The organism is Pseudomonas sp. EA_65y_Pfl2_P74 (assembly GCF_963970575.1).
Classification (GTDB): domain Bacteria; phylum Pseudomonadota; class Gammaproteobacteria; order Pseudomonadales; family Pseudomonadaceae; genus Aquipseudomonas; species Aquipseudomonas baetica_A.
Genome location: NZ_CAXAOQ010000016.1, coordinates 58,976 through 80,673 on the forward strand (window position 1 = coordinate 58,976; position 21,698 = coordinate 80,673).

General features: G+C 57.2%; 25 protein-coding genes and 1 tRNA gene. 23 read left to right on the forward strand and 3 right to left on the reverse strand.

The genetic code is table 11. The features are described from left to right. Positions 1–33: 33 nt before the first annotated feature. Complete coding sequence (locus tag AACY18_RS14795) at positions 34–951, reverse strand: putative 2-dehydropantoate 2-reductase (RefSeq protein WP_339465246.1); 918 nt, start codon at positions 949–951, stop codon at positions 34–36. 140 nt (positions 952–1,091) lie between these two features. Here AACY18_RS14795 and AACY18_RS14800 point away from each other — a divergent pair, with 140 nt between their 5' ends. Together AACY18_RS14800 and AACY18_RS14805 are read left to right on the forward strand one after the other, a co-directional pair. After that, positions 1,092–1,577 (forward strand): YajQ family cyclic di-GMP-binding protein, encoded by a 486-nt coding sequence (locus AACY18_RS14800; protein WP_027619814.1) that lies wholly within the window; start codon positions 1,092–1,094, stop codon positions 1,575–1,577. 184 nt (positions 1,578–1,761) lie between these two features. Next, a complete protein-coding gene (locus AACY18_RS14805; protein ID WP_339430982.1) occupies positions 1,762–2,604 on the forward strand; it encodes a mechanosensitive ion channel family protein in 843 nt (280 codons plus the stop codon). Positions 2,605–2,760: 156 nt separating this feature from the next. Here the strand turns inward: AACY18_RS14805 and AACY18_RS14810 are convergent, their stop codons facing one another. Continuing rightward, a complete protein-coding gene (locus AACY18_RS14810) occupies positions 2,761–4,032 on the reverse strand; it encodes an OprD family porin (RefSeq protein ID WP_339430981.1) in 1,272 nt (423 codons plus the stop codon). A gap of 895 nt (positions 4,033–4,927) precedes the next feature. Here AACY18_RS14810 and AACY18_RS14815 point away from each other — a divergent pair. After that, positions 4,928–5,353 (forward strand): HIT family protein, encoded by a 426-nt coding sequence (locus AACY18_RS14815; protein WP_339465270.1) that lies wholly within the window; start codon positions 4,928–4,930, stop codon positions 5,351–5,353. 3 nt (positions 5,354–5,356) lie between these two features. Continuing rightward, positions 5,357–5,563 (forward strand): SlyX family protein, encoded by a 207-nt coding sequence (locus AACY18_RS14820; protein WP_339465247.1) that lies wholly within the window; start codon positions 5,357–5,359, stop codon positions 5,561–5,563. Positions 5,564–5,638: 75 nt separating this feature from the next. Here AACY18_RS14820 and AACY18_RS14825 read toward each other — a convergent pair whose 3' ends face one another. Continuing rightward, positions 5,639–6,241 (reverse strand): cold-shock protein, encoded by a 603-nt coding sequence (locus tag AACY18_RS14825; protein WP_221730684.1) that lies wholly within the window; start codon positions 6,239–6,241, stop codon positions 5,639–5,641. A gap of 311 nt (positions 6,242–6,552) precedes the next feature. Here AACY18_RS14825 and AACY18_RS14830 point away from each other — a divergent pair, with 311 nt between their 5' ends. From AACY18_RS14830 to nadA, 19 genes are all read left to right on the forward strand, one after another. Further along, positions 6,553–7,023 (forward strand): Dps family protein, encoded by a 471-nt coding sequence (locus tag AACY18_RS14830; protein ID WP_339430978.1) that lies wholly within the window; start codon positions 6,553–6,555, stop codon positions 7,021–7,023. Between the two features lie 182 nt (positions 7,024–7,205). After that, on the forward strand, positions 7,206–7,520 hold the full coding sequence (locus AACY18_RS14835) for a ribbon-helix-helix domain-containing protein (RefSeq protein WP_339465273.1): 315 nt from the start codon (positions 7,206–7,208) through the stop codon (positions 7,518–7,520). A 156-nt stretch (positions 7,521–7,676) separates the two neighbouring features. Then, positions 7,677–7,898: an FmdB family zinc ribbon protein gene (locus tag AACY18_RS14840; protein ID WP_064119106.1), complete on the forward strand. Its 222-nt coding sequence runs from the start codon at positions 7,677–7,679 to the stop codon at positions 7,896–7,898. 108 nt (positions 7,899–8,006) lie between these two features. Then, complete coding sequence (gene aspS / locus AACY18_RS14845; protein WP_038366634.1) at positions 8,007–9,782, forward strand: aspartate--tRNA ligase; 1,776 nt, start codon at positions 8,007–8,009, stop codon at positions 9,780–9,782. A gap of 129 nt (positions 9,783–9,911) precedes the next feature. After that, positions 9,912–10,658 (forward strand): YebC/PmpR family DNA-binding transcriptional regulator, encoded by a 747-nt coding sequence (locus AACY18_RS14850; protein ID WP_122589593.1) that lies wholly within the window; start codon positions 9,912–9,914, stop codon positions 10,656–10,658. 158 nt (positions 10,659–10,816) lie between these two features. Further along, complete coding sequence (gene ruvC, locus AACY18_RS14855; RefSeq protein WP_007962095.1) at positions 10,817–11,344, forward strand: crossover junction endodeoxyribonuclease RuvC; 528 nt, start codon at positions 10,817–10,819, stop codon at positions 11,342–11,344. A 114-nt stretch (positions 11,345–11,458) separates the two neighbouring features. Next, on the forward strand, positions 11,459–12,067 hold the full coding sequence (gene ruvA / locus AACY18_RS14860; protein ID WP_123467207.1) for a Holliday junction branch migration protein RuvA: 609 nt from the start codon (positions 11,459–11,461) through the stop codon (positions 12,065–12,067). Further along, entirely contained in the window at positions 12,068–13,129 is a 1,062-nt protein-coding gene (ruvB, locus tag AACY18_RS14865) for a Holliday junction branch migration DNA helicase RuvB (RefSeq protein WP_221730687.1), read from the forward strand. A 128-nt stretch (positions 13,130–13,257) separates the two neighbouring features. Further along, positions 13,258–13,725: a tol-pal system-associated acyl-CoA thioesterase gene (ybgC, locus tag AACY18_RS14870; RefSeq protein WP_339465248.1), complete on the forward strand. Its 468-nt coding sequence runs from the start codon at positions 13,258–13,260 to the stop codon at positions 13,723–13,725. Further along, positions 13,715–14,410: a protein TolQ gene (gene tolQ / locus AACY18_RS14875; protein WP_007912733.1), complete on the forward strand. Its 696-nt coding sequence runs from the start codon at positions 13,715–13,717 to the stop codon at positions 14,408–14,410. The genes ybgC and tolQ overlap by 11 nt, the downstream gene beginning before the upstream one ends. Positions 14,411–14,433: 23 nt before the next feature. Beyond that, a complete protein-coding gene (tolR, locus tag AACY18_RS14880; protein WP_221730777.1) occupies positions 14,434–14,886 on the forward strand; it encodes a protein TolR in 453 nt (150 codons plus the stop codon). Then, positions 14,886–15,965 carry a cell envelope integrity protein TolA gene (gene tolA, locus AACY18_RS14885; protein ID WP_221730688.1) on the forward strand — a complete coding sequence of 360 codons (1,080 nt, stop codon included), beginning with the start codon at positions 14,886–14,888 and terminating at the stop codon, positions 15,963–15,965. Before tolR ends, tolA begins: the two co-directional genes overlap by 1 nt. 17 nt (positions 15,966–15,982) lie before the next feature. Continuing rightward, positions 15,983–17,263 carry a Tol-Pal system beta propeller repeat protein TolB gene (gene tolB / locus AACY18_RS14890; protein WP_339431015.1) on the forward strand — a complete coding sequence of 427 codons (1,281 nt, stop codon included), beginning with the start codon at positions 15,983–15,985 and terminating at the stop codon, positions 17,261–17,263. A gap of 52 nt (positions 17,264–17,315) precedes the next feature. After that, a complete protein-coding gene (gene pal / locus AACY18_RS14895) occupies positions 17,316–17,813 on the forward strand; it encodes a peptidoglycan-associated lipoprotein Pal (protein ID WP_003178634.1) in 498 nt (165 codons plus the stop codon). 6 nt (positions 17,814–17,819) lie between these two features. Beyond that, positions 17,820–18,635 carry a tol-pal system protein YbgF gene (gene ybgF / locus AACY18_RS14900; RefSeq protein ID WP_339430974.1) on the forward strand — a complete coding sequence of 272 codons (816 nt, stop codon included), beginning with the start codon at positions 17,820–17,822 and terminating at the stop codon, positions 18,633–18,635. A gap of 165 nt (positions 18,636–18,800) precedes the next feature. Then, positions 18,801–19,448, forward strand: a complete 648-nt coding sequence (gene queE, locus AACY18_RS14905; RefSeq protein ID WP_339430973.1) for a 7-carboxy-7-deazaguanine synthase QueE — start codon at positions 18,801–18,803, stop codon at positions 19,446–19,448. 1 nt (position 19,449) lies between these two features. Continuing rightward, entirely contained in the window at positions 19,450–20,142 is a 693-nt protein-coding gene (queC, locus tag AACY18_RS14910; RefSeq protein ID WP_339430972.1) for a 7-cyano-7-deazaguanine synthase QueC, read from the forward strand. Between the two features lie 62 nt (positions 20,143–20,204). Continuing rightward, positions 20,205–20,280, forward strand: a tRNA-Lys gene (locus AACY18_RS14915). Between the two features lie 271 nt (positions 20,281–20,551). After that, complete coding sequence (nadA, locus tag AACY18_RS14920; protein ID WP_201228252.1) at positions 20,552–21,610, forward strand: quinolinate synthase NadA; 1,059 nt, start codon at positions 20,552–20,554, stop codon at positions 21,608–21,610. Positions 21,611–21,698 lie beyond the last annotated feature (88 nt).

Sequence of the window (21,698 nt, forward strand, 5' to 3'; positions counted from 1 at the left end):
AGCAAGGGAACAAGTGGCCAGCGTAGCCGCTGCTCAGTCGCTGGGCAATCCGAGGCTGCGCAGATGAGCGACCAGTCGTTGTTGCAATTGGCTGAGGTGCGGCAAGTTGAGTTGATGGCGTGCGGCGACTTTGCAGGCGTGCCCCAATAGATAGCTGATCTCGGTGCGCCGCTGGTTGGCCACGTCCTGATACATCGATGAGTAATTGGCGGCGGTGGCCTGGATCACTCGTTCCACTTCCTGTTGCAGGTTGTCGGCGGCTACCGGTTGGCCGCAACGCTGAAGCAACTCCGCCAGTTCTGCGCACAACGTGGCCACTTCGCAGTGGTGCGCCTGCAAGCCGCCATTGCGGCAGTTGTGCAACACGGTCAGCGGATTGATCGCGCAGTTGAGCGCCAGCTTGCGCCACAGTCGGGTGAGGATGTCGGTGCTCCATTCATGGGGAATATTCGCTGCCTCCAGATCATCCAGCCAGATCGGCGCTACCGGGTGAGCGGCATCGCCAAGCCAGGTGTAACCGTGGCCGGCAAACACCACGCGCCAGTCGCCATCGCGGAACGCGCCTTCGGTGCTGGAGGCACTGATGCAGCGTGCTTGCGGCACTTGCGCGGCGACAGCGTCCTGGCTGCCCAGGCCGTTTTGCAGCAGGATCAATTCGGCATCCGGCGCCAGGCGCGGAGCGAGGAGGGCGACCGCGCTTTCGGCATCGTAGGCCTTGCAGGCCAACAACAGGCGACGGATTGGTTGCGGGCTGTCCGGCGTTTCGCCGGGAACTGCATAAGTCTTGGCTTGTCCTTGTTCCACGAGGGTTAATCCGCCGGCTGCCTGATAGCTGTGCAAGCGCATCGCGTCCCGCACGATCAGCCGGACCGGCAAGCCAGCGCGAGCCAGGCGCGCAGCCCAAAGAGTGCCGAGACTGCCGGCGCCAAGAACATGCCAAGGGATAGACATCAGATTTTTGCTCGATTGGTTGCAGGCATGTGCGGCTCGCCGTGTCGGTAAGAAAAGACCCGTTATAATGAGCCCGATTTTAACCGCAAGCCAAGCGCGCTCCATCCTCATCGAGCGCGCCTTTTTATTGGAGAGATTACATGCCGTCGTTCGACGTGGTATCCGAACTGGACAAACACGAACTCACCAACGCGGTCGAGAACGCCGTGAAGGAACTCGATCGTCGTTATGACCTGAAAGGCAAAGGCAGCTTCGAGTTCAAGGAAAAAGACCTGACCGTCAACCTGACCGCTGAAGCCGATTTCCAGCTGGAGGCGATGATCGAGATCCTCAAACTGGCCTTGGTCAAGCGCAAGATCGATGTGCAGTGTCTTGAGGTCAAGGACGCTTACGCATCGGGCAAGCTGATGAAACAGGATGCCGTGCTCAAGGAAGGTATCGACAAGGAACTGGCGAAGAAGATCGTCGGCCACATCAAGGACGCCAAGCTCAAGGTACAGGCCGCCATTCAGGGCGAGCAGGTGCGCGTTACCGGCAAGAAGCGTGATGACCTGCAAGAAGCCATCGCGGCCCTGCGTGCCAAGGAGTTCGGCATGCCGCTGCAGTTCAACAACTTCCGCGACTAAGCGCTATCCGCACAATCTGTGGGAGTGGGCTTGCTCACGAACGCGGTGTGTCATTGAGCAATAAGGTTCACTGAGACACCGCTTTCACGGGCAAACCCTCTCTCGCTCGGATTTATTTTCCCCGGCGGATTTTTGCGCTACTTATTCTTTGCGTGCCGCGTAGCCGGAAATCAGGAGATAGAACATGGATTTGAATGCTGAAGTGGATAACCTGGTCAAGGCATCCCAAGCGTGGATCCCGATGATCATGGAATACGGCAGCCGCGTGCTACTGGCAGTGATCACGTTGGCCATCGGCTGGTGGCTGATCAACAAGGTCACGCGCAAGCTCGGTGGCTTATTGGCTCTGCGTAACGCCGACCTGGCGCTGCAAGGTTTTATCAGTACGCTGGCCAATGTCATTCTCAAAGTGCTGCTGATCGTCAGCGTCGCTTCGATGATCGGTGTGGAAACCACCTCGTTTGTTGCAGCCATCGGTGCTGCCGGCCTGGCCATCGGTCTGGCATTGCAGGGCAGCCTGGCTAACTTTGCTGGCGGCGTGCTGATTCTGCTGTTCCGTCCGTTCCGTATCGGTGACTGGATCGAGGCGCAAGGCGTGTCGGGTACGGTCGACAGCATCCAGATTTTCCACACCGTGCTGCGGACTGGCGACAACAAAACCATCATCCTGCCGAACGGCAACCTGTCGAACGGCATCATTACCAACACCAACCGTCAGCCAACCCGCAAGGTTGTGTTCGATGTGGGTGTGGATTACGAAGCCGATCTGCAGCAAGCGCGTCAGGTGCTGCTGGATCTGGCCAAGGATGAGCGTGTTCTGCAAGATCCAGCGCCACAGGCGGTGATTTCTACCTTGGGCGACAGCTCGATCACGGTCTCCCTGCGAGCGTGGGTTAAAACCGCGGATTACTGGGATGTGATGTTCATGTTTAACGAACAATCACGGGATCGCTTGAAGGCTGCAGGGATTGATATTCCGTTTCCACAGCGAGTCATTCGTGTGGTTCAGGAAACCGCGCCGCAATAACATCTGGGTTACAACCTGAAGGTTTCGTCGGTGTTGCATTGTTAGGTTGCTATCTAACTAGCAACAATTAAAGACTGTATGAAACCAGATACAAAAAAAACGCTCACCTGGATCAGGTGAGCGTTTTTTTGTTGCCGTGTTCGAACTAGCGCTGAATTACAAAATGCTCAGCGGGTATTCGATGATCAGGCGGGTGTCGTTGTTGTCGTTGCCGTTGATGCCGTTATAAGAGGAGTTTGCACGGTAGATCGCGCTACGCAAGCGGAAAGACAGGTCTTTGGCCGGACCGCTTTGCATAACGTACTTGGTTTCGAAGTCGAACTCGTGTTCTTTACCTTCTTCGGCGCCAGTGGTGATGTTGTCACCACGGACGTAACGAGTCATGAAGCTCAGGCCAGGAACGCCGTAGGTTTTCATGTTCAGGTCGTAGCGAGCCTGCCAGGAACGCTCATCTTGGCCGTTGAAGTCGGAGTATTGGATGGAGTTGGCGAGGAAGATAGTGCCACCGCCGTCAACGCCGTAAACATAACCTGTGTCACCGGTAGAGCGCTGGTGAGCCAAGGTGAACTTGTGAGCGCCGATGCTATAGGCAGCTGCGAGGGACCAGATGCGGTTGTCAACATCGCCGCTCAGTTCTTGACCCTGGCTCTTGGAGCGATAGCCGTTGAAGTCGAAGTTCAGGGACTGATCTTCGTTGATCGGCAGGGTGTAGTTAGCGTTTATGTATTGCTTCTTGAAGTAGTCATCTACATCGGAAGCAGCCACGCCAGCTACAAAGTTGTCGGTGAACTGGTAGGTAGCGCCGGCAATGTTGGCGCTGGTCAGGCCTGGGTTGTGCGGTCCGTTGATGCTGTCGCGGCCCATACCAGTCTGCGAACTCAGAGCGGAGAAGCGACCGGCGGTCAGTTCCAGACCTTTGATTTCTTTACTGGTGATGATGGTGCCGGTAGCAACTTCTGGCAGCACGCGGCTGTCGTCTGTCGAGAAGACAGGGCTGGCAACGTATTGGTTACCATATTTCAGGACAGTGTCGGACAGACGGAACTTAACTGCACCGCCAACCTTCGATTGGGTGTCTTCTGGCCGGCCTTCGCTATCACGACCGAACATGCTGTTACCGGTACGGCCACGGCCGCTGTCCAGTTTGATCATGCCATTGGCCAAGGCATCTACACCGACACCTACGGTGCCCTGGGTAAAGCCCGACTCGTACGTAGCACGTAGGCCGAGACCCGTCTCTTCGCGATAACTTTGCGAAGTGCTGGGGTTATTTTTGAAATCACGGTTCATGTACAGCATACGGCTGTGAACATTCAGGCTCTGATCTTCAAAAAAGCCCTTGGATTCCTCTTGGGAAGACGCCATTGCGAACTGCGAGGTGCCTGCTGCAACAGCCAGGGCGATCATGCTCCACTTCATCACGCGCATCGTGATTTGCTCCTTTGGTTTTTAGAAGAGTACTGCCGTCCCACCTGTTTTATTATCTGGGCGGCTCTTTCTTTTTGTGTCGGCGCAAACTTATATCACGCTGACAATGTTGGCGATACTTGCGAGTCCAACCTTTCACCTTCTTTACGACACTGTCGCAGATGGCTGGGTAGATGTCGCAAATTCACAGTACCGATGCAATCGGACCGACAACTTTTCGCTGTTTTTCTAGCCTTTTGCATCGCTAAAAAAGAGTCCCTGGCAAAACACTTGAATCTCCATCGGGCAGCCTTGCCACTGTTTTTGTTGGTCTTAAGGCTCCCACGTCCCGTGGTGCGCTTAGAGTCCATATGAGTACGAATGCAACAAGCGTGCACAAACCGCAATTTCGGTGTGGCTTTTTTTCTGAACGCCTGTTTTTACCTGTAAAAGCCTCATAAATACTGGGCGAAAAGCCCCTCGGTTCTCAGGGCTTGACGCGATTGTTCTTATGGTGTTGCCGTGCCGTTGCAAGCGCGTGACAACCAAAAACGTTACCGGTTCACCCCACAGGTGAGTATTTGGCGGATGCCTTGCGCATTGAGCGTAGACGCATTGTGCGGTTTTGGTGCAAAAAATTTTACGGCTGTACCAGATTCATACCGTTCGGGTTGAGGTTGGTCTCAAGTGTTTCAGGGTTTTCGGTCATTTTCGTGTGCTGCTCTTCAATCCGGGGCCCGCGTTGGTGCAGGGTGTCGATAAATGTCCCATCTCGGGGCGTTCGGAGAATGCCCAACGGCATTGCCGTCGTGAAGACGGGCGCATTCGCAGGTATGCTGCCTGTCTGTCGCTTGGCGCGCCGCCCTCGGGCGAGGCCGCTAAGCTCAATTATGTAGATCAGCCGGGAGTGCGCGCAGTGTTTGCTTTAGATTCACGACTACAACAGGACACCCTTGCCATCGGCGACTTCCCGCTCTGCCGGCTGCTGCTGTCCAACGACGCCAGCTACCCTTGGTTCATCCTGGTACCTCGTCGTGACGATATCAGTGAGTTGTTTCAGTTGGATGTCGCCGATCAACAGCAATTGTGGTTGGAAACCACCGCATTGGCCGAGTTGCTCAAAGACTTGTTCGATGCCGACAAAATGAATGTCGCAGCGTTGGGTAACGTGGTCAGCCAGTTGCACATGCATGTGATAGTGCGAAAACGCGATGACGCCGCCTGGCCAGCGCCTGTGTGGGGCAAGCACCCGGCCAAGCCTTATGGCAGCGAAGAGGTGGCCGCTATTCGCGATCGATTGCGTGTCGTGCTGACCGATGATTTCACCTTTTTGGAGGGCTGAGTCATGAGTCTGGAACAACGCGTTAACGATCTGGAAAGCCGTTTGGCGTTTCAGGATGACACCATTCAGGCCTTGAACGATGTGCTGGTGGCGCAGCAACTGGTGGTCGAGCGCCTGCAATTGCAAATGGCCGCACTGCTCAAGCGTCAGGAAGAAATGGTCGGGCAGTTCGAATCCTTTGAGGAAGAGGCGCCACCCCCGCACTATTGAGCCACAGCACTGTTTTGTGCAGGCATAAAAAAACCGCGAACAGTCTGGCTGTTCGCGGTTTTTTATTGCCTGGGATCAGCGACGCGGCAAAGCCGCGATCACGTCCTCGGCTTGCAGGCCCTTGTCCCGGTTCATCACCGAGAACTCCACGCGCTGGCCTTCGACCAGAACGCGGTGGCCTTCGCCACGGATCGCGCGAAAGTGCACGAAAATATCATCACCGGAATCCCGGGAGATAAAGCCGAAGCCTTTGGACGTGTTGAACCACTTGACGGTGCCGGTATCGCGGTTGGTCATGTCGTAGCTGGTTGGCGCGGCGGCAGGTGAAGATCTATAGAAGCTGACGGCCAGGTGCAGGATTACGGCTGTCAGGGCAATCACCAGGCTGAACAACACCGCTGGTTGGCCGGCGATGACGGGCATCGGCGCGATCAGGGTCAAGGTTTGCAGGACGACAGTCAGCACCAGAAGCGCGCTGACTAGGTTTTGCAGATGCTGGCGCGGGCCTTTGTTCCAGTAAGGAATCACTGGAGCAATCACCAGGTTCAGCAGGCCGAAAAAGGCCAGGTAAAGTGCATCGGGTTGTTGCAGGTAAGGAACGGCTTCGGATTTCAGGCTAGGTATGAACGACAGCAGCAATGCCGCTGCGCCCATCAGCAGGTGGACGATTTTCAACATTTTGAATGGCTCACTTTATAACGGCTCACAAGGAAGAGCTGAAGATGCACGGTTCGCTTCGGGACAAAATAAGAGGCGGTGGACACGTACACGGCATCAGCCTATGCGCGAAACCCCGAAAAACGGGGCGTAGCGACACACTGCCTATTTAACAGCAAAGCCTGCTGCTACTCAAATCAGCCCGGCCAGCGGCACAGCGCCGGTCTTTTTGTCGCAGCCTGTTCAGGTTTTCGAGGCTGCGGGCTGGCGACAGCCTTGCTAGAGTGGGCCTGCACCTGTTGGATGAATTCAATCGCCGTTAGGGGGTAAACATGGCAATCGATATCGGTATCAGTGAAGAGGATCGCAAGTCCATCGTCGAGGGGCTGTCGCGTCTGCTGTCGGACACCTACGTGCTGTATCTGAAAACCCATAACTTCCACTGGAACGTCACAGGCCCGATGTTTCGTACGCTGCATTTGATGTTCGAAGAGCAGTACAACGAACTGGCGCTGGCCGTGGATCTGATTGCCGAACGCATTCGCGCGCTGGGCTTTCCGGCACCGGGCGCCTATGCCACTTACGCACGTCTGTCCTCTATCAAGGAAGAGGTGGGCGTACCGAGCGCTGAAGACATGATCAAGCAACTGGTCGATGGGCAGGAAGCCGTGACCCGCACCGCGCGCGGCATCTTCCCGTTGCTCGACAAGGTCAGTGATGAGCCGACTGCCGACCTGTTGACCCAGCGCATGCAGGTTCACGAGAAAACCGCATGGATGCTGCGCGCTTTGCTCCAAGCATAACCCTGGCATGCGAGCAGGTCTGCGGACTGCTCGCGTGCTGTCCGGATTCGTACCTGTGTCGTTGGCTTATCCTACGGTGATGGTCACCAAGTCATCTGGATATAACTTTGCGTCTGCGCTTTTATGAAGTCACAGGATGTGGCTTTGAAAACAAGCAGAGATGGCAAAGGAGTGTCACCGATATGGTAGAAGGAGACAGGCGGGGCGACAGGATTGTCGGCTTGCCACATGAGTTGAAAGTCGATCCGTTCGTCAACGAATTCGACATGTCATTGATTCAGCCGTTGTCCCGATCCGTGCGTTTGAACGGATACGCGACATGCCTGCGACTTGAGCAGGTTTACTGGAATATCCTCGGCGATATGGCCGCAGATAATTGTTGTTCGATCAGTTCGCTGTTGTCCCACGTTGATCGTGAGGTGCATCTGCGTCATGGCGGCGTGAAAAATTTCAGCGCTCTGGTGCGAGTGGTGTGCGTCATGAACGGGGTCAAGTAAGCCACACCGGTCAATTCGCTTTGACACAGTGGTTGCAAACGAGGTCGCGGCCTGTGCAGTCTTACGGCTGCACAGGCCGCATTTAATGGATATAATCCCGCTCTTTCGCCGCAAAGCCCTGCGCGCGGTGGCAATCTGATCGCCGAGACACCCCCCATGCCGATGTACGATTACCAATGCGCTTCCTGTGGTCATCAGTTGGAAGCCATTCAAAAGATCAGCGAGGCACCGCTGGTCGACTGCCCTGCCTGCCAGGCGCCAGAGCTCAAGAAGCAGCTGTCCATGCCCGGCTTTCGCCTTAGCGGCAGCGGTTGGTACGAAACCGATTTCAAGACCGGAACCAAGAAGAATCTGGCCGGTGGCGACAAATCTGACTAGGGTTCAAACCCCGGTCGAACGACACGCGTGAGTTTCCGTCAGTCGCACAATGCTTGAGTGCGGCGGGATCTCCACCGAATTTCGAATTACGAGAAGCGAACCACTACCATGATGCGCAGCCACTATTGCGGCCAACTGAACGAAAGCCTGGAAGGCCAGGAAATTACCCTTTGCGGATGGGTTCACCGTCGTCGCGACCACGGCGGGGTGATTTTCCTCGATATCCGTGATCGTGATGGTCTGGCTCAGGTGGTATTCGACCCGGATCGCGCCGAGAGCTTCGCCGCCGCCGATCGCGTGCGCAGCGAATACGTCGTCAAAATCACCGGTAAGGTTCGCCTGCGTCCGGCCGGTGCCACCAACGCCAACATGGCGTCGGGCATGATCGAAGTCCTGGGCTACGAGCTGGAAGTGCTGAATGAGTCGGAAACCCCGCCGTTCCCGCTGAACGAGTTCTCTGACGTTGGCGAAGAAACCCGCCTGCGCTATCGCTTCCTCGACCTGCGTCGCCCGGAAATGGCCGAGAAGCTGCGTCTGCGTTCGCGTATGACCACCAGCATCCGTCGCTTCCTCGACGAAAACGGCTTCCTCGACGTCGAAACACCGATCCTGACCCGTGCTACTCCGGAAGGCGCGCGTGACTATCTGGTGCCGAGCCGTACCCATGCCGGTTCGTTCTTTGCCCTGCCGCAATCGCCGCAACTGTTCAAGCAACTGCTGATGGTGGCCGGCTTCGACCGTTACTACCAGATCGCCAAGTGCTTCCGCGACGAAGACTTGCGCGCTGACCGTCAACCGGAATTCACCCAGATCGACATCGAGACCAGCTTCCTCGATGAAAAAGAGATCATGGGCCTGACCGAAGAAATGATCCGCAATCTGTTCAAGGAAGTGCTGGGTCTGGAGTTCGGCGATTTCCCGCACATGACTTTCGAAGAGGCCATGCGTCGTTACGGTTCCGATAAGCCAGACCTGCGTAACCCGCTGGAACTGGTCGACGTTGCCGATCAGTTGAAAGAAGTCGATTTCAAGGTGTTCAGCGGCCCGGCCAACGATCCGAAATGCCGTATCGCTGCGTTGCGCGTTCCAGGCGGGGCGAGCATGCCGCGCAAGCAGATCGACGATTACACCAAGTTCGTCGGCATCTACGGTGCCAAGGGCCTGGCGTACATCAAGGTCAACGAGCGCGCTGCTGGTGTTGAAGGTCTGCAATCGCCGATCGTGAAAAACATCCCGGAAGACAAGCTGAACGTGATCCTCGATCGCGTTGGCGCAGTCGATGGCGACATCGTGTTCTTCGGCGCCGACAAGGCCAAGATCGTCAGCGAAGCGCTGGGCGCACTGCGCATCAAGCTCGGTCACGACCTGAAGCTGCTGACCTGCGAGTGGGCGCCAATGTGGGTCGTCGACTTCCCGATGTTCGAAGAAAACGACGATGGCAGCTTCTCCGCGCTGCACCACCCGTTCACCGCGCCGAAGTGCACGCCGCAAGAGCTGGAAGCCAACCCGGCTGGCGCTCTGTCGCGTGCGTACGACATGGTGCTGAACGGCACCGAACTGGGTGGCGGTTCGATCCGTATCCACCGCAAGGAAATGCAGCAGTCGGTATTCCGTCTGTTGGGTATCGATGAAGCGGAACAGGAAGAGAAGTTTGGCTTCCTGCTCGACGCGCTGAAATACGGTGCGCCGCCGCACGGTGGTCTGGCCTTCGGTCTGGACCGTCTGGTGATGCTGATGACCGGCGCCCAGTCGATCCGTGAAGTGATCGCCTTCCCGAAAACCCAGAGTGCTGCCGACGTGATGACGCAAGCACCGGGTGTGGTGGATGCCAAGGCACTGCGCGAACTGCACATTCGTTTGCGTGAAACGCCAAAGGCTGAGTAAGACGGGCCTGAAGGCGCATCTTCGGATGCGCCTTTTTTCTTTCTGTAGAAAGCAGGTCGAGATTTTTTTGTTTGCTGGCTGCGCGACATGCGCGGCGGGCGACGTTTCAAAGAGAATTCGGAGCGAGTTATGGCAGGTCATTCCAAGTGGGCGAACATCAAGCACCGCAAAGAACGTCAGGATGCCAAGAGAGGCAAGATTTTCACCAAGTGGATCCGCGAGCTGACCGTTGCGGCCCGTCAGGGCGGCGGTGATCCGGGTTCCAACCCGCGTCTGCGTCTGGCCCTGGACAAGGCGCTGAGCGCGAACATGAGCCGCGACATCATCGATCGTGCCGTTGCGCGTGGCGCCGGTGCGACCGAAGCGGACAACGTCGAAGAGCTGACCTACGAAGGTTACGGCCCTGGCGGCGTGGCGGTGATGGTTGAATGCATGACCGACAACCGCAATCGCACAGCAGCAGCGGTACGCCATGCGTTCAGCAAATGTGGCGGTAACCTCGGTACTGACGGTTCGGTGGCGTACCTGTTCGAACGCAAGGGGCAGATCAGCTTCGCGCCGGGCGTTGACGAAGACGCGTTGACCGAGGCGGCTCTGGAGGCCGATGCCGACGACGTGGTCACCCACGAAGACGGATCGATCGACGTTTTCACCTCGTTCACCAGCTTCTACGCCGTACGAAACGCGCTGGAAGCGGCCGGGTTCAAGGGTGATGACGCGGAAATCGTCATGCAGCCGACCACCAGCGCCGAACTGGATCTGGACGGCGCGGAAAAGGTGCTCAAGCTGATCGACATGCTTGAAGACCTGGATGACGTGCAGAACGTCTATTCCAACGCGGACATCCCGGAAGACGTGGCCGCTCAGCTCGGTTAAGAGCGACCAGGCTTGAATGTGGGAGCGGGCTTGCTCGCGAATGCGGCGTATCAGCAGATTTACATGCTGAATGACACACCGCTTTCGCGAGCAAGCCCGCTCCCGTATTGGTCATTCGTCGTTTTGAAAATCGTGTTTTCACCGAACCTGCAGGCGTTATGACTTTAATTCTTGGTATCGACCCCGGTTCGCGTATCACCGGTTACGGCATTGTTCGCGATACCGGACGCGGCGGCTGCATTTATGTGGCCTCGGGTTGCATTCGCACCGGTGCTGGCGAATTGCATGAGCGTCTGCAAATCGTCTATCGCGGTGTGCGTGAAATCATTCAGACCTACGGCCCGGTCACCATGGGCATCGAAAAGGTGTTCATGGCGAAAAACGCCGATTCGGCGCTGAAGTTGGGACAGGCCCGTGGAGCCGCGATTGTCGCCGGCGCGGAAGAATGTCTGGAGATTGCCGAATACACGGCGACCCAGGTCAAACAGGCCGTAGTCGGCACTGGCGCGGCGAATAAAGAGCAGGTGCAGATGATGGTCATGCACATGCTCAAGCTGACCAGCAAACCGCAAATCGATGCATCCGATGCCCTGGCGATTGCCATTTGTCACGCGCACACCCGCTCCAGCCTGTTGCCGCATGGCCTGGGAACAGCACGCAGTCGTGGCGGGCGCCTGCGTCTCTGATAGCATCAGCATCAAATTTACGGAGCGAAAGGTTTGGCGCCTGTGTTGTCGGCCCGACGTCTTCGCTCTGACTGTCGCCAGCCAACGGCTGGCCAACGCTCAAGGATCTGAAACGTGATTGGACGCTTGCGCGGCACCCTGGCTGAGAAACAGCCGCCGCACCTGATTCTGGATGTAAACGGCCTCGGGTATGAGCTGGAAGTGCCCATGACCACCCTTTACCGCCTGCCGTCGGTCGGTGAGCCGCTGACCCTGCACACCCATTTGGTCGTACGCGAAGACGCGCAGTTACTCTATGGTTTTGCCGGCAAGCGTGAGCGAGACTTTTTTCGCGAGTTGATCCGTCTCAATGGTGTCGGGCCAAAACTGGCGCTGGCATTGATGTCGAGTCTGGAAGTCGATGAATTGATTCGCTGCGTGCAGTCCCAGGACACTTCGGCGCTGACCAAGGTGCCCGGCGTCGGCAAGAAAACCGCCGAGCGTTTGTTGGTCGAACTGAAAGATCGCTTCAAGGCCTGGGAAACCTCGCCGGCCATGTTTGCCCTGGTGCCGAACCAGCCGGATGGCCCGGCGCCGGTCAATACCGCCGAAAACGATGCGGTCAGCGCACTGATTTCCCTGGGTTACAAGCCGCAGGAAGCCAGCAAGGCCATTTCCGCGATCAAGGACAAGAATCTGAGCAGTGAAGACATGATCCGCCGCGCCCTGAAGGGAATGATTTAAGTGATTGAAGCTGATCGTCTGATCGCTGCCGCGCATAGCCCGCGTGAGCGCGAAGAAGTCCAGGATCGGGCCATTCGTCCGGTCAGCCTGGCTGACTACATTGGCCAACCGACCGTGCGCGAGCAGATGGAACTGTTCATCCAGGCTGCCCGTGGCCGTAGTGAATCGCTCGACCACACGCTGATTTTCGGTCCGCCGGGTCTGGGTAAAACCACGCTGGCCAACATCATTGCCCAGGAAATGGGCGTGTCGATCAAGAGCACTTCGGGCCCGGTGCTTGAGCGCCCCGGTGATCTGGCCGCGTTGTTGACCAATCTTGAACCGCACGATGTGCTGTTCATCGACGAAATCCATCGCCTGTCGCCCATTGTCGAAGAAGTGCTGTACCCGGCAATGGAGGATTTCCAGCTCGACATCATGATCGGTGAAGGGCCGGCGGCCCGTTCGATCAAGCTCGACCTGCCGCCGTTTACCTTGGTCGGTGCGACCACCCGCGCCGGCATGCTGACCAACCCGCTGCGGGACCGCTTTGGTATCGTCCAGCGCCTTGAGTTCTACAGCACGGCGGATCTGTCGACGATTGTCAGTCGTTCGGCGAATATCCTCGGCCTGCCGCTGGATCCGGAAGGCGCCTTCGAAATTGCTCGTCGTGCCCGTGGTACGCCACGCATTGCCAACCGCCTGCTGCGCCGGGTGCGCGATTTTGCTGAAGTGCGGGCCAAGGGGCATATCACCAAATCGGTTGCCGATCTGGCGCTGAACCTGCTGGATGTCGACGAACACGGTTTCGATCATCAGGACCGGCGTTTGCTGTTGACCATGATCGAGAAGTTCGATGGCGGTCCGGTCGGGATCGACAGCCTCGCGGCAGCGATCAGCGAGGAGCGCCACACCATCGAAGATGTGCTGGAACCGTACCTGATTCAGCAGGGCTACATCATGCGCACACCGCGGGGCAGGGTAGTGACGCGCCATGCGTACCTGCATTTCGGTTTAAATGTTCCGTCACGAATGGGTGAGATGCCCGTGGTAGACGAGTTTCTCGATGCCGTGGACGATTAATACACATTTGTTGTCGATTTATTCAGGGTTTGTACTGTCAGAGGACGGTACTTTTACGGTAAAGCCTTTGAACAACGAAAAAACAGTTGCCTGGCCGGATTGGCAACCTGAGGAGTAAGCACTAGAGTATGCGCGCGCAAAACGGGCTTGAGCCGTTCGCACATCGTTGTCGCGTTTATTACGAGGACACCGATGCGGGCGGCATCGTGTATTACGTTAATTACCTCAAGTTTATGGAACGGGCTCGAACCGAGCGGCTCCGCGAGCTGGGCTTTGCCCAATCGCAGCTGGCAGGGGATGACCTGTTGTTTGTCGTGCATTCCAGCGAAGCGCGTTACCACGCGCCGGCGCGACTGGACGACGAACTGCTGGTAAGCGCTGAAGTAATCGAATTGAACCGTGCCAGCCTGCGCTTTAAACAGCAGGTCAGGCGGGCTACGGATAATGTGCTGCTCTGTGAAGGGCAGTTTTTGGTGGCCTGTGTGCGCACTAACAGTTTGAAACCCCGGGCCCTTCCCGAAGACCTGCGTGCGGCCTTTGCCGACGTGGGCGGCCCGGGTACACACTCTAAGCAGGAGATAAAGCGTGGAAGCTAACGTCGTCGACCATTCCTCCATGTGGAGCCTGGTCAGCAATGCCAGCATCGTGGTGCAGTTGGTAATGTTGACCCTGGTAGCCGCATCGGTGACCTCATGGATCATGATCTTTCAGCGCAGTAATCTGCTGCGTGCCGGTCGACGTGCCCTGGAGAGCTTCGAGGAGCGCTTCTGGTCGGGTATCGATCTGTCCAAACTGTATCGTCAGGCCGGCAGCAACCCGGATCCGGATTCCGGCGTCGAGCAGATCTTCCGCGCCGGTTTCAAGGAGTTCTCCCGTCTGCGTCAGCAGCCCGGCGTCGATCCTGAAGCCGTGATGGAAGGCGTGGCCCGTGCCATGCGCGTAGCCATTTCCCGTGAAGAAGAGAAACTGGAGCAAAGCCTGCCGTTCCTCGCCACTGTGGGGTCGGTCAGCCCGTACATCGGTCTGTTCGGTACCGTTTGGGGCATCATGAACTCCTTCCGCGGTCTGGCCAGCGCCCAGCAAGCGACCCTCGCCACGGTGGCCCCGGGTATCGCTGAGGCCTTGATCGCCACGGCGATCGGTCTGTTCGCCGCGATTCCGGCCGTTATTGCTTACAACCGTTTCTCTGCACGCAGCGAAACCTTGCTGAGCCGCTACTACACCTTCGCCGATGAATTCCAGGCGATCCTGCACCGCAAAGTGCACACCAGCGAAGAATAAGCAGGTAATTTCCAATGGCTTTAATCGCTCGAGCTCGCAAAAAGCGCAAGCCGGTTGCCGAGATGAACGTAGTGCCCTACATCGACGTGATGTTGGTGCTGCTGGTCATCTTCATGGTGACCGCGCCGATGCTCAATCAGGGCGTGAAAGTTGATCTGCCCAAGGTTTCCAGCGAAGCCTTGCCGCAGGACAACAACACCCAGGTCCTGACCATTTCGATCAAGGCTGACAAGACCTACTACTGGAACCTTGGCAGTGAAGTCGACACCGAGAAGCAACAGGACAGGGCCATGACCCTGCCGCAAATGACCGATGCGGTGACCAAGATCATTCGTGCCGGCAACGAAGGCGGCAAGCGTACTCAGGTCTTTATCCGTGGCGACAAAACCGTTGACTATGGTGCCGTCATGGGTGCCATGGGCGGGTTGCAGAAAGCCGGGGTCGGTAATGTTGGTTTGATTACCGAGGCCCCCTGATGCGGCAACAGAGAGAGCCGTCCGCCTCGGAGAGCTTCTTCTGGCCTAGTGTCTGGGCGATTGTCTTGCACGTGCTGGTGTTCGGCATGCTGTTTGTCAGTTTTGCCTTCACACCGGAACTGCCTCCGGCCAAGCCGATTGTCCAGGCGACCCTGTACCAGCTGAAATCGAAAAGTCAGGCAACCACCCAGACCAATCAGAAGATTGCGGGTGAGGCGAAGAAGTCCGCCGCACGTCAGACCGAAGTCGAACAGATGGAGCAGAAAAAGGTCGAGCAGGAAGCGGTGAAAGCTGCGGAACAAAAGAAAGAAGAAGCGGCTCAAAAGGCCGAGGAAGCCAAGAAGGCCGACGAGTCCAAAAAAGCGGACGAGGCGAAAAAGGCTGATGAAGCCAAGAAAGCCGATGAAGCGAAGAAGACCGCCGAAGCCAAGAAGGCAGAAGAGAAACAATTGGCTGATATAGCCAAGAAGAAAGCCGAAGAAGAAGCGAAAAAGGCTGCTGAAGAAGAGGCCAAGAAAGCGGCCGCTGAACAAGCCAAGAAGAAGATCGTCGAAGACGCGAAGAAGAAAGCCGCCGAAGACGCCAAGAAGAAAGCTGAAGCTGAAGAGGCGAAGAAGAAAATCGCCGACGACGCGAAGAAGAAAGCTGCTGCCGATGCTGCGAAGAAGAAATCGCAGGAAGCGGCACGTAAATCCGCCGAAGAGAAAAAGGCTCAGGCCCTGGCAGATTTGCTTTCCGACACGCCGCAGCGCCAGCAGGCCTTGGCTGATGAGCAGGGTGACGAAGTCGCGGGCAGTTTCGATGACTTGATTCGTGCGCGAGCCGCAGAGGGGTGGGCACGTCCACCTTCAGCGCGCAAAGGCATGACGGTCGTGCTGCAAATCGGCATGTTGCCGGACGGCACGGTGACTACGGTCAACGTGTCCAAGTCCAGTGGCGATGGTCCGTTCGATGCTTCGGCAGTGGCGGCAGTGAAGAATATTGGACGTTTGACAGAAATGCAGGGAATGAAGCCGAGCGATTTCGCTCCGTATCGTTCATTCAAGATGACATTCACACCTGAGGATCTAGCCTTGTGAGAAACCTTCTTCGAGGAATGCTGGTCGTGATCTGCTGCATGGCAGGGATCGCGATGGCTGAGGAAAAAAACATTCTGGTCACCAGCGGTAGTGATCGGGCCACCCCGATCGCTGTTGTACCGTTCGGTTTCCAGGGCGGTGCTGTTCTGCCGGACGACATAGCTGAAATCATTGGTAACGATTTGCGGAACTCGGGCTACTACTCGCCGATTCCCAAGCAAAACATGATCAGTCAGCCAAGCCAGCCGAGCGAAATCATCTTCCGTGACTGGAAGGCGGTAGGTGCGCAATACATGATGGTCGGCAGCATCGCTCCAGCAGGCGGTCGCCTGCAGGTCCAGTGGGCACTGTTCAACGTTGCCACCGAACAGAAAGTGGCTGACGGCAGTGTTTCCGGTACCACCGAGCAACTGCGCGACATGGCGCACTTCATCGCTGACCAGTCGTTCGAAAAGCTCACCGGTATCCCGGGTGCGTTTTCGACCCGTCTGCTTTACGTGACGGCGGAGCGCTTCTCCGAGAAGAACACTCGCTACACCCTGCAGCGTTCGGACTACGATGGTGCCCGGGCCGTGACTCTGCTGCAATCGCGTGAGCCGATCCTGTCGCCGCGTTTCGCTCCGGATGGCAAACGCATCGCCTATGTGTCGTTCGAGCAGAAGCGTCCGCGCATCTTCATGCAGAACATCGACACCGGTCGCCGTGAGCAGATCACCAACTTCGAAGGCCTGAACGGCGCGCCAGCCTGGTCGCCGAATGGCGATCGCCTGGCATTCGTGCTGTCCAAAGACGGTAACCCGGATATTTACGTGATGAACCTTGCATCGCGTCAGATCACCCGTGTAACCGCAGGTCCGGGCATCAATACCGAACCGTTCTGGGGCAAAGATGGCTCGACCATCTACTTCACCTCCGACCGTGGCGGCAAGCCGCAGATCTACAAAACCAGCGTAAGCGGTGGTGGTGCTGAGCGTGTGACCTTCATTGGCAACTACAATGCCAACCCGAAGCTTTCGGCTGATGAAAAGACCCTGGTGATGATCCATCGCCAGGACGGTTTCACCAATTTCAAGGTGGCGGCCCAGGATTTGCAGCGCGGCAGTGTAAAGATCCTCACTGATAGCACTCTGGACGAGTCACCCACTGTTGCGCCCAACGGCACCATGGTAATCTACGCCACCCGCCAGCAGGGCCGGGGAGTCTTGATGCTCGTGTCCATTAATGGACGCGTTAGGCTCCCGCTTCCTACCGCTCAAGGCGAAGTCAGAGAACCGTCCTGGTCCCCTTACCTGAAGTGAGCGGGCGCTACACGTTTTACTTAACACACTGGGGTTCATTAGGAGTTTCACGATGGAAATGCTGAAGTTTGGTAAATTTGCTGCGCTGGCTCTGGCCATGGCTGTAGCTGTAGGTTGCTCGTCCAAAGGCGGCGACAACGCCGGTGAAGGCGCTGTTGATCCAAACGCTGGTTACGGCGCAAACACTGGTGCCGTTGACGGTTCCCTGAGCGAAGAAGCTGCTCTGCGCGCAATCACCACCTTCTACTTCGAATACGACAGCTCGGACCTGAAGCCAGAAGCCATGCGCGCTCTGGATGTTCACGCCAAAGACCTGAAAGCAAACGGCGCTCGCGTTGTTCTGGAAGGCAACACCGACGAACGTGGTACTCGTGAGTACAACATGGCACTGGGCGAGCGTCGTGCGAAAGCCGTTCAGCGCTACCTGGTACTGCAAGGTGTTTCCCCAGCTCAGCTGGAACTGGTTTCCTACGGCGAAGAGCGTCCAGTTGCTACCGGCAACGACGAGCAGTCCTGGGCTCAAAACCGTCGCGTCGAACTGCGTAAGTAATTCGATATGCGAACGTGCCGTCGTGCTGTAACTGTTCTGGCTCTCAGCCTCCTGCCGCTTGCGGCGTGGGCTGCGGTTCCTGTGGTCGATGACAACTCCGGTTATAACAATAGCGGGAGTAGTTATCCGCCTGCGGGTTACGGTACGAACGGCGCCTATGCCGGGGGAGCGGCTTCGGCCCCTACCTCGGCACAAGGCATGCTGTTCAATCAACTGCAACAAATGCAGGATCAGATATCGCGCCAGCAAGGTGTGATTGAAGAACTGCAAAATCAGGTTGCGCGCATGAAACAAGAATCCCTGGAGCGATACCAGGATCTTGATCGGCGCATAGGATCCGGTGCTGCACCTGCCGCGACTCCTGAGAATTCTTCTGCCGGTGGCGACGCAAGTGCTGCTGCCGGTACGGCTGCCCAAGCGCCTGCTGCAAGTAGCGAACCGGCTGATCCGGCCAAGGAAAAGCTGTATTACGATGCCGCTTTCGACCTGATCAAAGCCAAGGATTTCGACAAGGCCAGCCAGGCTTTTGCCGCGTTCCTGCGCAAATACCCGAACAGCCAATACGCGGGCAATGCCCAGTACTGGTTGGGTGAGGTAAACCTGGCAAAGGGCGATCTGCAAGGTGCGGGTCAGGCTTTCGCCAAGGTTTCGCAGCTATATCCCAAGCACGCCAAAGTGCCGGACTCGCTGTACAAGCTGGCTGATGTAGAGCGCCGCCTCGGTCATACCGACAAGGTGAAAGGCATTCTGCAGCAGGTGGTTGCCCAATATCCGGGCACATCCGCCGCTCAGTTGGCTCAACGCGATCTGCAGCGCATGTAAGCCTGTTTGACTGTTTTGAAGAAACCCGCGCCTGTCGCGGGTTTTTTCGTTAGAATTCACGCCCTTTTTCTGAAACACGCTTCTTGAGGCCTGCGCGTTGGCGAGGCTGCCTGAAGTGCCTGACGGAGGCGGACAGCCTGTTTAGCTGTTACGCCCGTGGCGACTATGCAAGACACATTGAGAATTACCGAAGTTTTCTACTCGTTGCAGGGGGAAACGCGGACTGCCGGGCTGCCCACCGTTTTTGTGCGCCTGACCGGTTGCCCCTTGCGTTGCCAGTACTGCGACAGCGCCTATGCGTTCACGGGTGGTACGATTCGCACCCTCGACGATATCCTCGAGCAAGTAGCCGGCTATCGTCCGCGCTATGTCTGTGTCACGGGCGGTGAGCCTTTGGCGCAGCCGAATGCCATTCCTTTGCTTAAACAGTTATGTGATGCCGGTTACGAGGTCTCGCTGGAAACCAGTGGTGCCTTAGATATCTCGGCAGTGGACCCGCGCGTCAGTCGTGTGGTCGATCTGAAAACCCCAGGTTCGAAAGAAGTTCATCGCAATCTTTACGAGAACATCGAACGGCTGACTCCCAACGATCAGGTGAAGTTTGTCATCTGTTCGCGGGAAGATTACGACTGGGCGGTATCCAAGCTGATCCAGTACGGTCTTGATCGACGCGCTGGCGAAGTCTTGTTTTCACCAAGTCACCATGATCTGAATGCTCGGGATCTGGCGGACTGGGTGGTGGCGGACAACCTGCCTGTGCGCCTGCAATTGCAGCTGCATAAATATCTTTGGAATGACGAGCCGGGGCGCTGATATGACTGAGCAACTGAACACCACCGAAAAGCGTGCGGTCATCCTGCTGTCCGGCGGCCTGGACTCGGCGACCGTCGTGGCCATGGCCAGGGCCGAAGGCTACAGCTGCTACACCATGAGTTTTGATTACGGCCAGCGCTCGCACGCAGAATTGCACGCTGCGGCGCGTGTCGCTCGCGACCTGGGTGTGGTCGAACACAAGGTGATTGGCCTGAACTTCAACGGCATGGGCGGTTCGGCCCTGACCGACACCAGCATCGACATTCCAGAGGCGCTGGGCGAGGGCATTCCGGTTACGTACGTGCCGGCGCGCAATACCGTTTTCCTGTCGCTCGCTTTGGGTTGGGCAGAAGTGCTTGGCGCGCGAGACATTTTTATTGGCGTCAACGCGGTGGATTACTCCGGCTACCCGGATTGCCGTCCCGAGTTCATTGAATCGTTCGAGCGCATGGCCAATCTGGCGACTAAAGCCGGCGTTGAAGGCAACGGCTTCCGCATTCAGGCACCGCTGCAGAATCTGAGCAAGGCGCAGATCGTCCAGGCGGGCGTGAAGCTGGGCGTTGATTATGGGCTGACTGTTTCCTGCTATCAGGCCGATGATGACGGCCGTGCCTGCGGCAAATGCGACAGCTGCCGCCTGCGTGCGGAAGGCTTTGCAGCGGCTGGCGTGAGCGATCCAACACCTTATTTTTGATTATTTTAAAAAAGGTGTTGAATAGTCCTTAAAAATCAGTATTATACGCGCCACCACACAGCGGGTCGTTAGCTCAGTTGGTAGAGCAGTTGGCTTTTAACCAATTGGTCGTAGGTTCGAATCCCACACGACCCACCATATTTGGCGGTTTAGAAAATCCGGAAGGCCCACGAAAGTGAGGATTTCCGGGTTTTTTTTTGCCTGCAATTCGGGCACATGTTCCTTCACTGTCCACAGTTCTGACACAGGTCAGAATCATCTTTTGTATCCTCCGGATATTCTGTAGCCTTGCGCAGCTTCAACGTTGTCCGTGCCTGATACTACTCACTCTCCCGGCGGTACCCTCAAGCGGTCCGGAGCCGGGTGTATACTCGACTTTCGCGCGAAAGCGCCTGCAGGTCTTGCGAACATGACGCAGATTTCCGAACGCCTTCTGGTTCAAGCCCACCTCGATGCCAAACAGCCCAAACCGCTGACTGCCGAGGAAGAGGCCTACTACCGTTCCGCCATTGCCGCCGAGCTCAAGGCTCAGGACGCGGTGCTGGTGGCCCACTTTTATTGCGATCCGGTGATTCAGGCCCTGGCCGAAGAAACCGGCGGCTGTGTGTCCGACTCCCTGGAGATGGCTCGCTTCGGCAACGCCCACCCGGCCAAGACTGTAGTAGTCGCCGGTGTGAAGTTCATGGGCGAGACCGCGAAGATTCTCAATCCTGAAAAACGTGTGCTGATGCCAACCCTGGACGCGACGTGTTCGCTGGATCTGGGTTGCCCGGTCGACGAGTTTTCGGCGTTCTGCGATCAACATCCGGAGCGCACGGTGGTGGTTTATGCCAACACCTCCGCCGCCGTTAAGGCTCGGGCTGACTGGGTCGTGACGTCGAGTTGCGCGCTGGAGATCGTCGAAAGCCTGATGGACAACGGCGAGACCATCATTTGGGGGCCGGACAAGCACCTGGGCACCTACATCCAGCGCAAGACCGGCGCCGACATGCTGCTGTGGGACGGTGCCTGCATCGTTCACGAAGAGTTCAAGTCCAAGCAGCTCGAAGACATGAAGGCGTTGTACCCGGACGCAGCCATTCTGGTGCACCCGGAATCGCCGACGTCGGTGATCGAGCTGGCAGACGCCGTTGGCTCTACCAGCCAGTTAATTGCTGCCGCGCAGAGCCTGCCGAACAAGACGCTGATCGTCGCCACCGACCGGGGTATCTTCTATAAGATGCAGCAGCTATGCCCGGACAAGGTCTTCATTGAGGCGCCAACGGCCGGTAACGGCGCAGCGTGCCGCAGTTGCGCACATTGCCCTTGGATGGCCATGAACACCCTTGAGCGCACGCTCAGGAGCTTGAAGGAAGGGACGAACGAGATCTTTGTTGATCCGGCGCTGATTCCGCAGGCGATTCGGCCACTCAAACGCATGCTGGATTTCACCCAGGCAGCGCGGATGAAGCTGGCGGGTAACGCCTGAGATCTTTCTGCCACGCACAAAAACCAGTGGGAGCGGGCTTGTTCGCGAATGCGGTACCTCAGTCGACTCAGATAGAGACTGATGCACC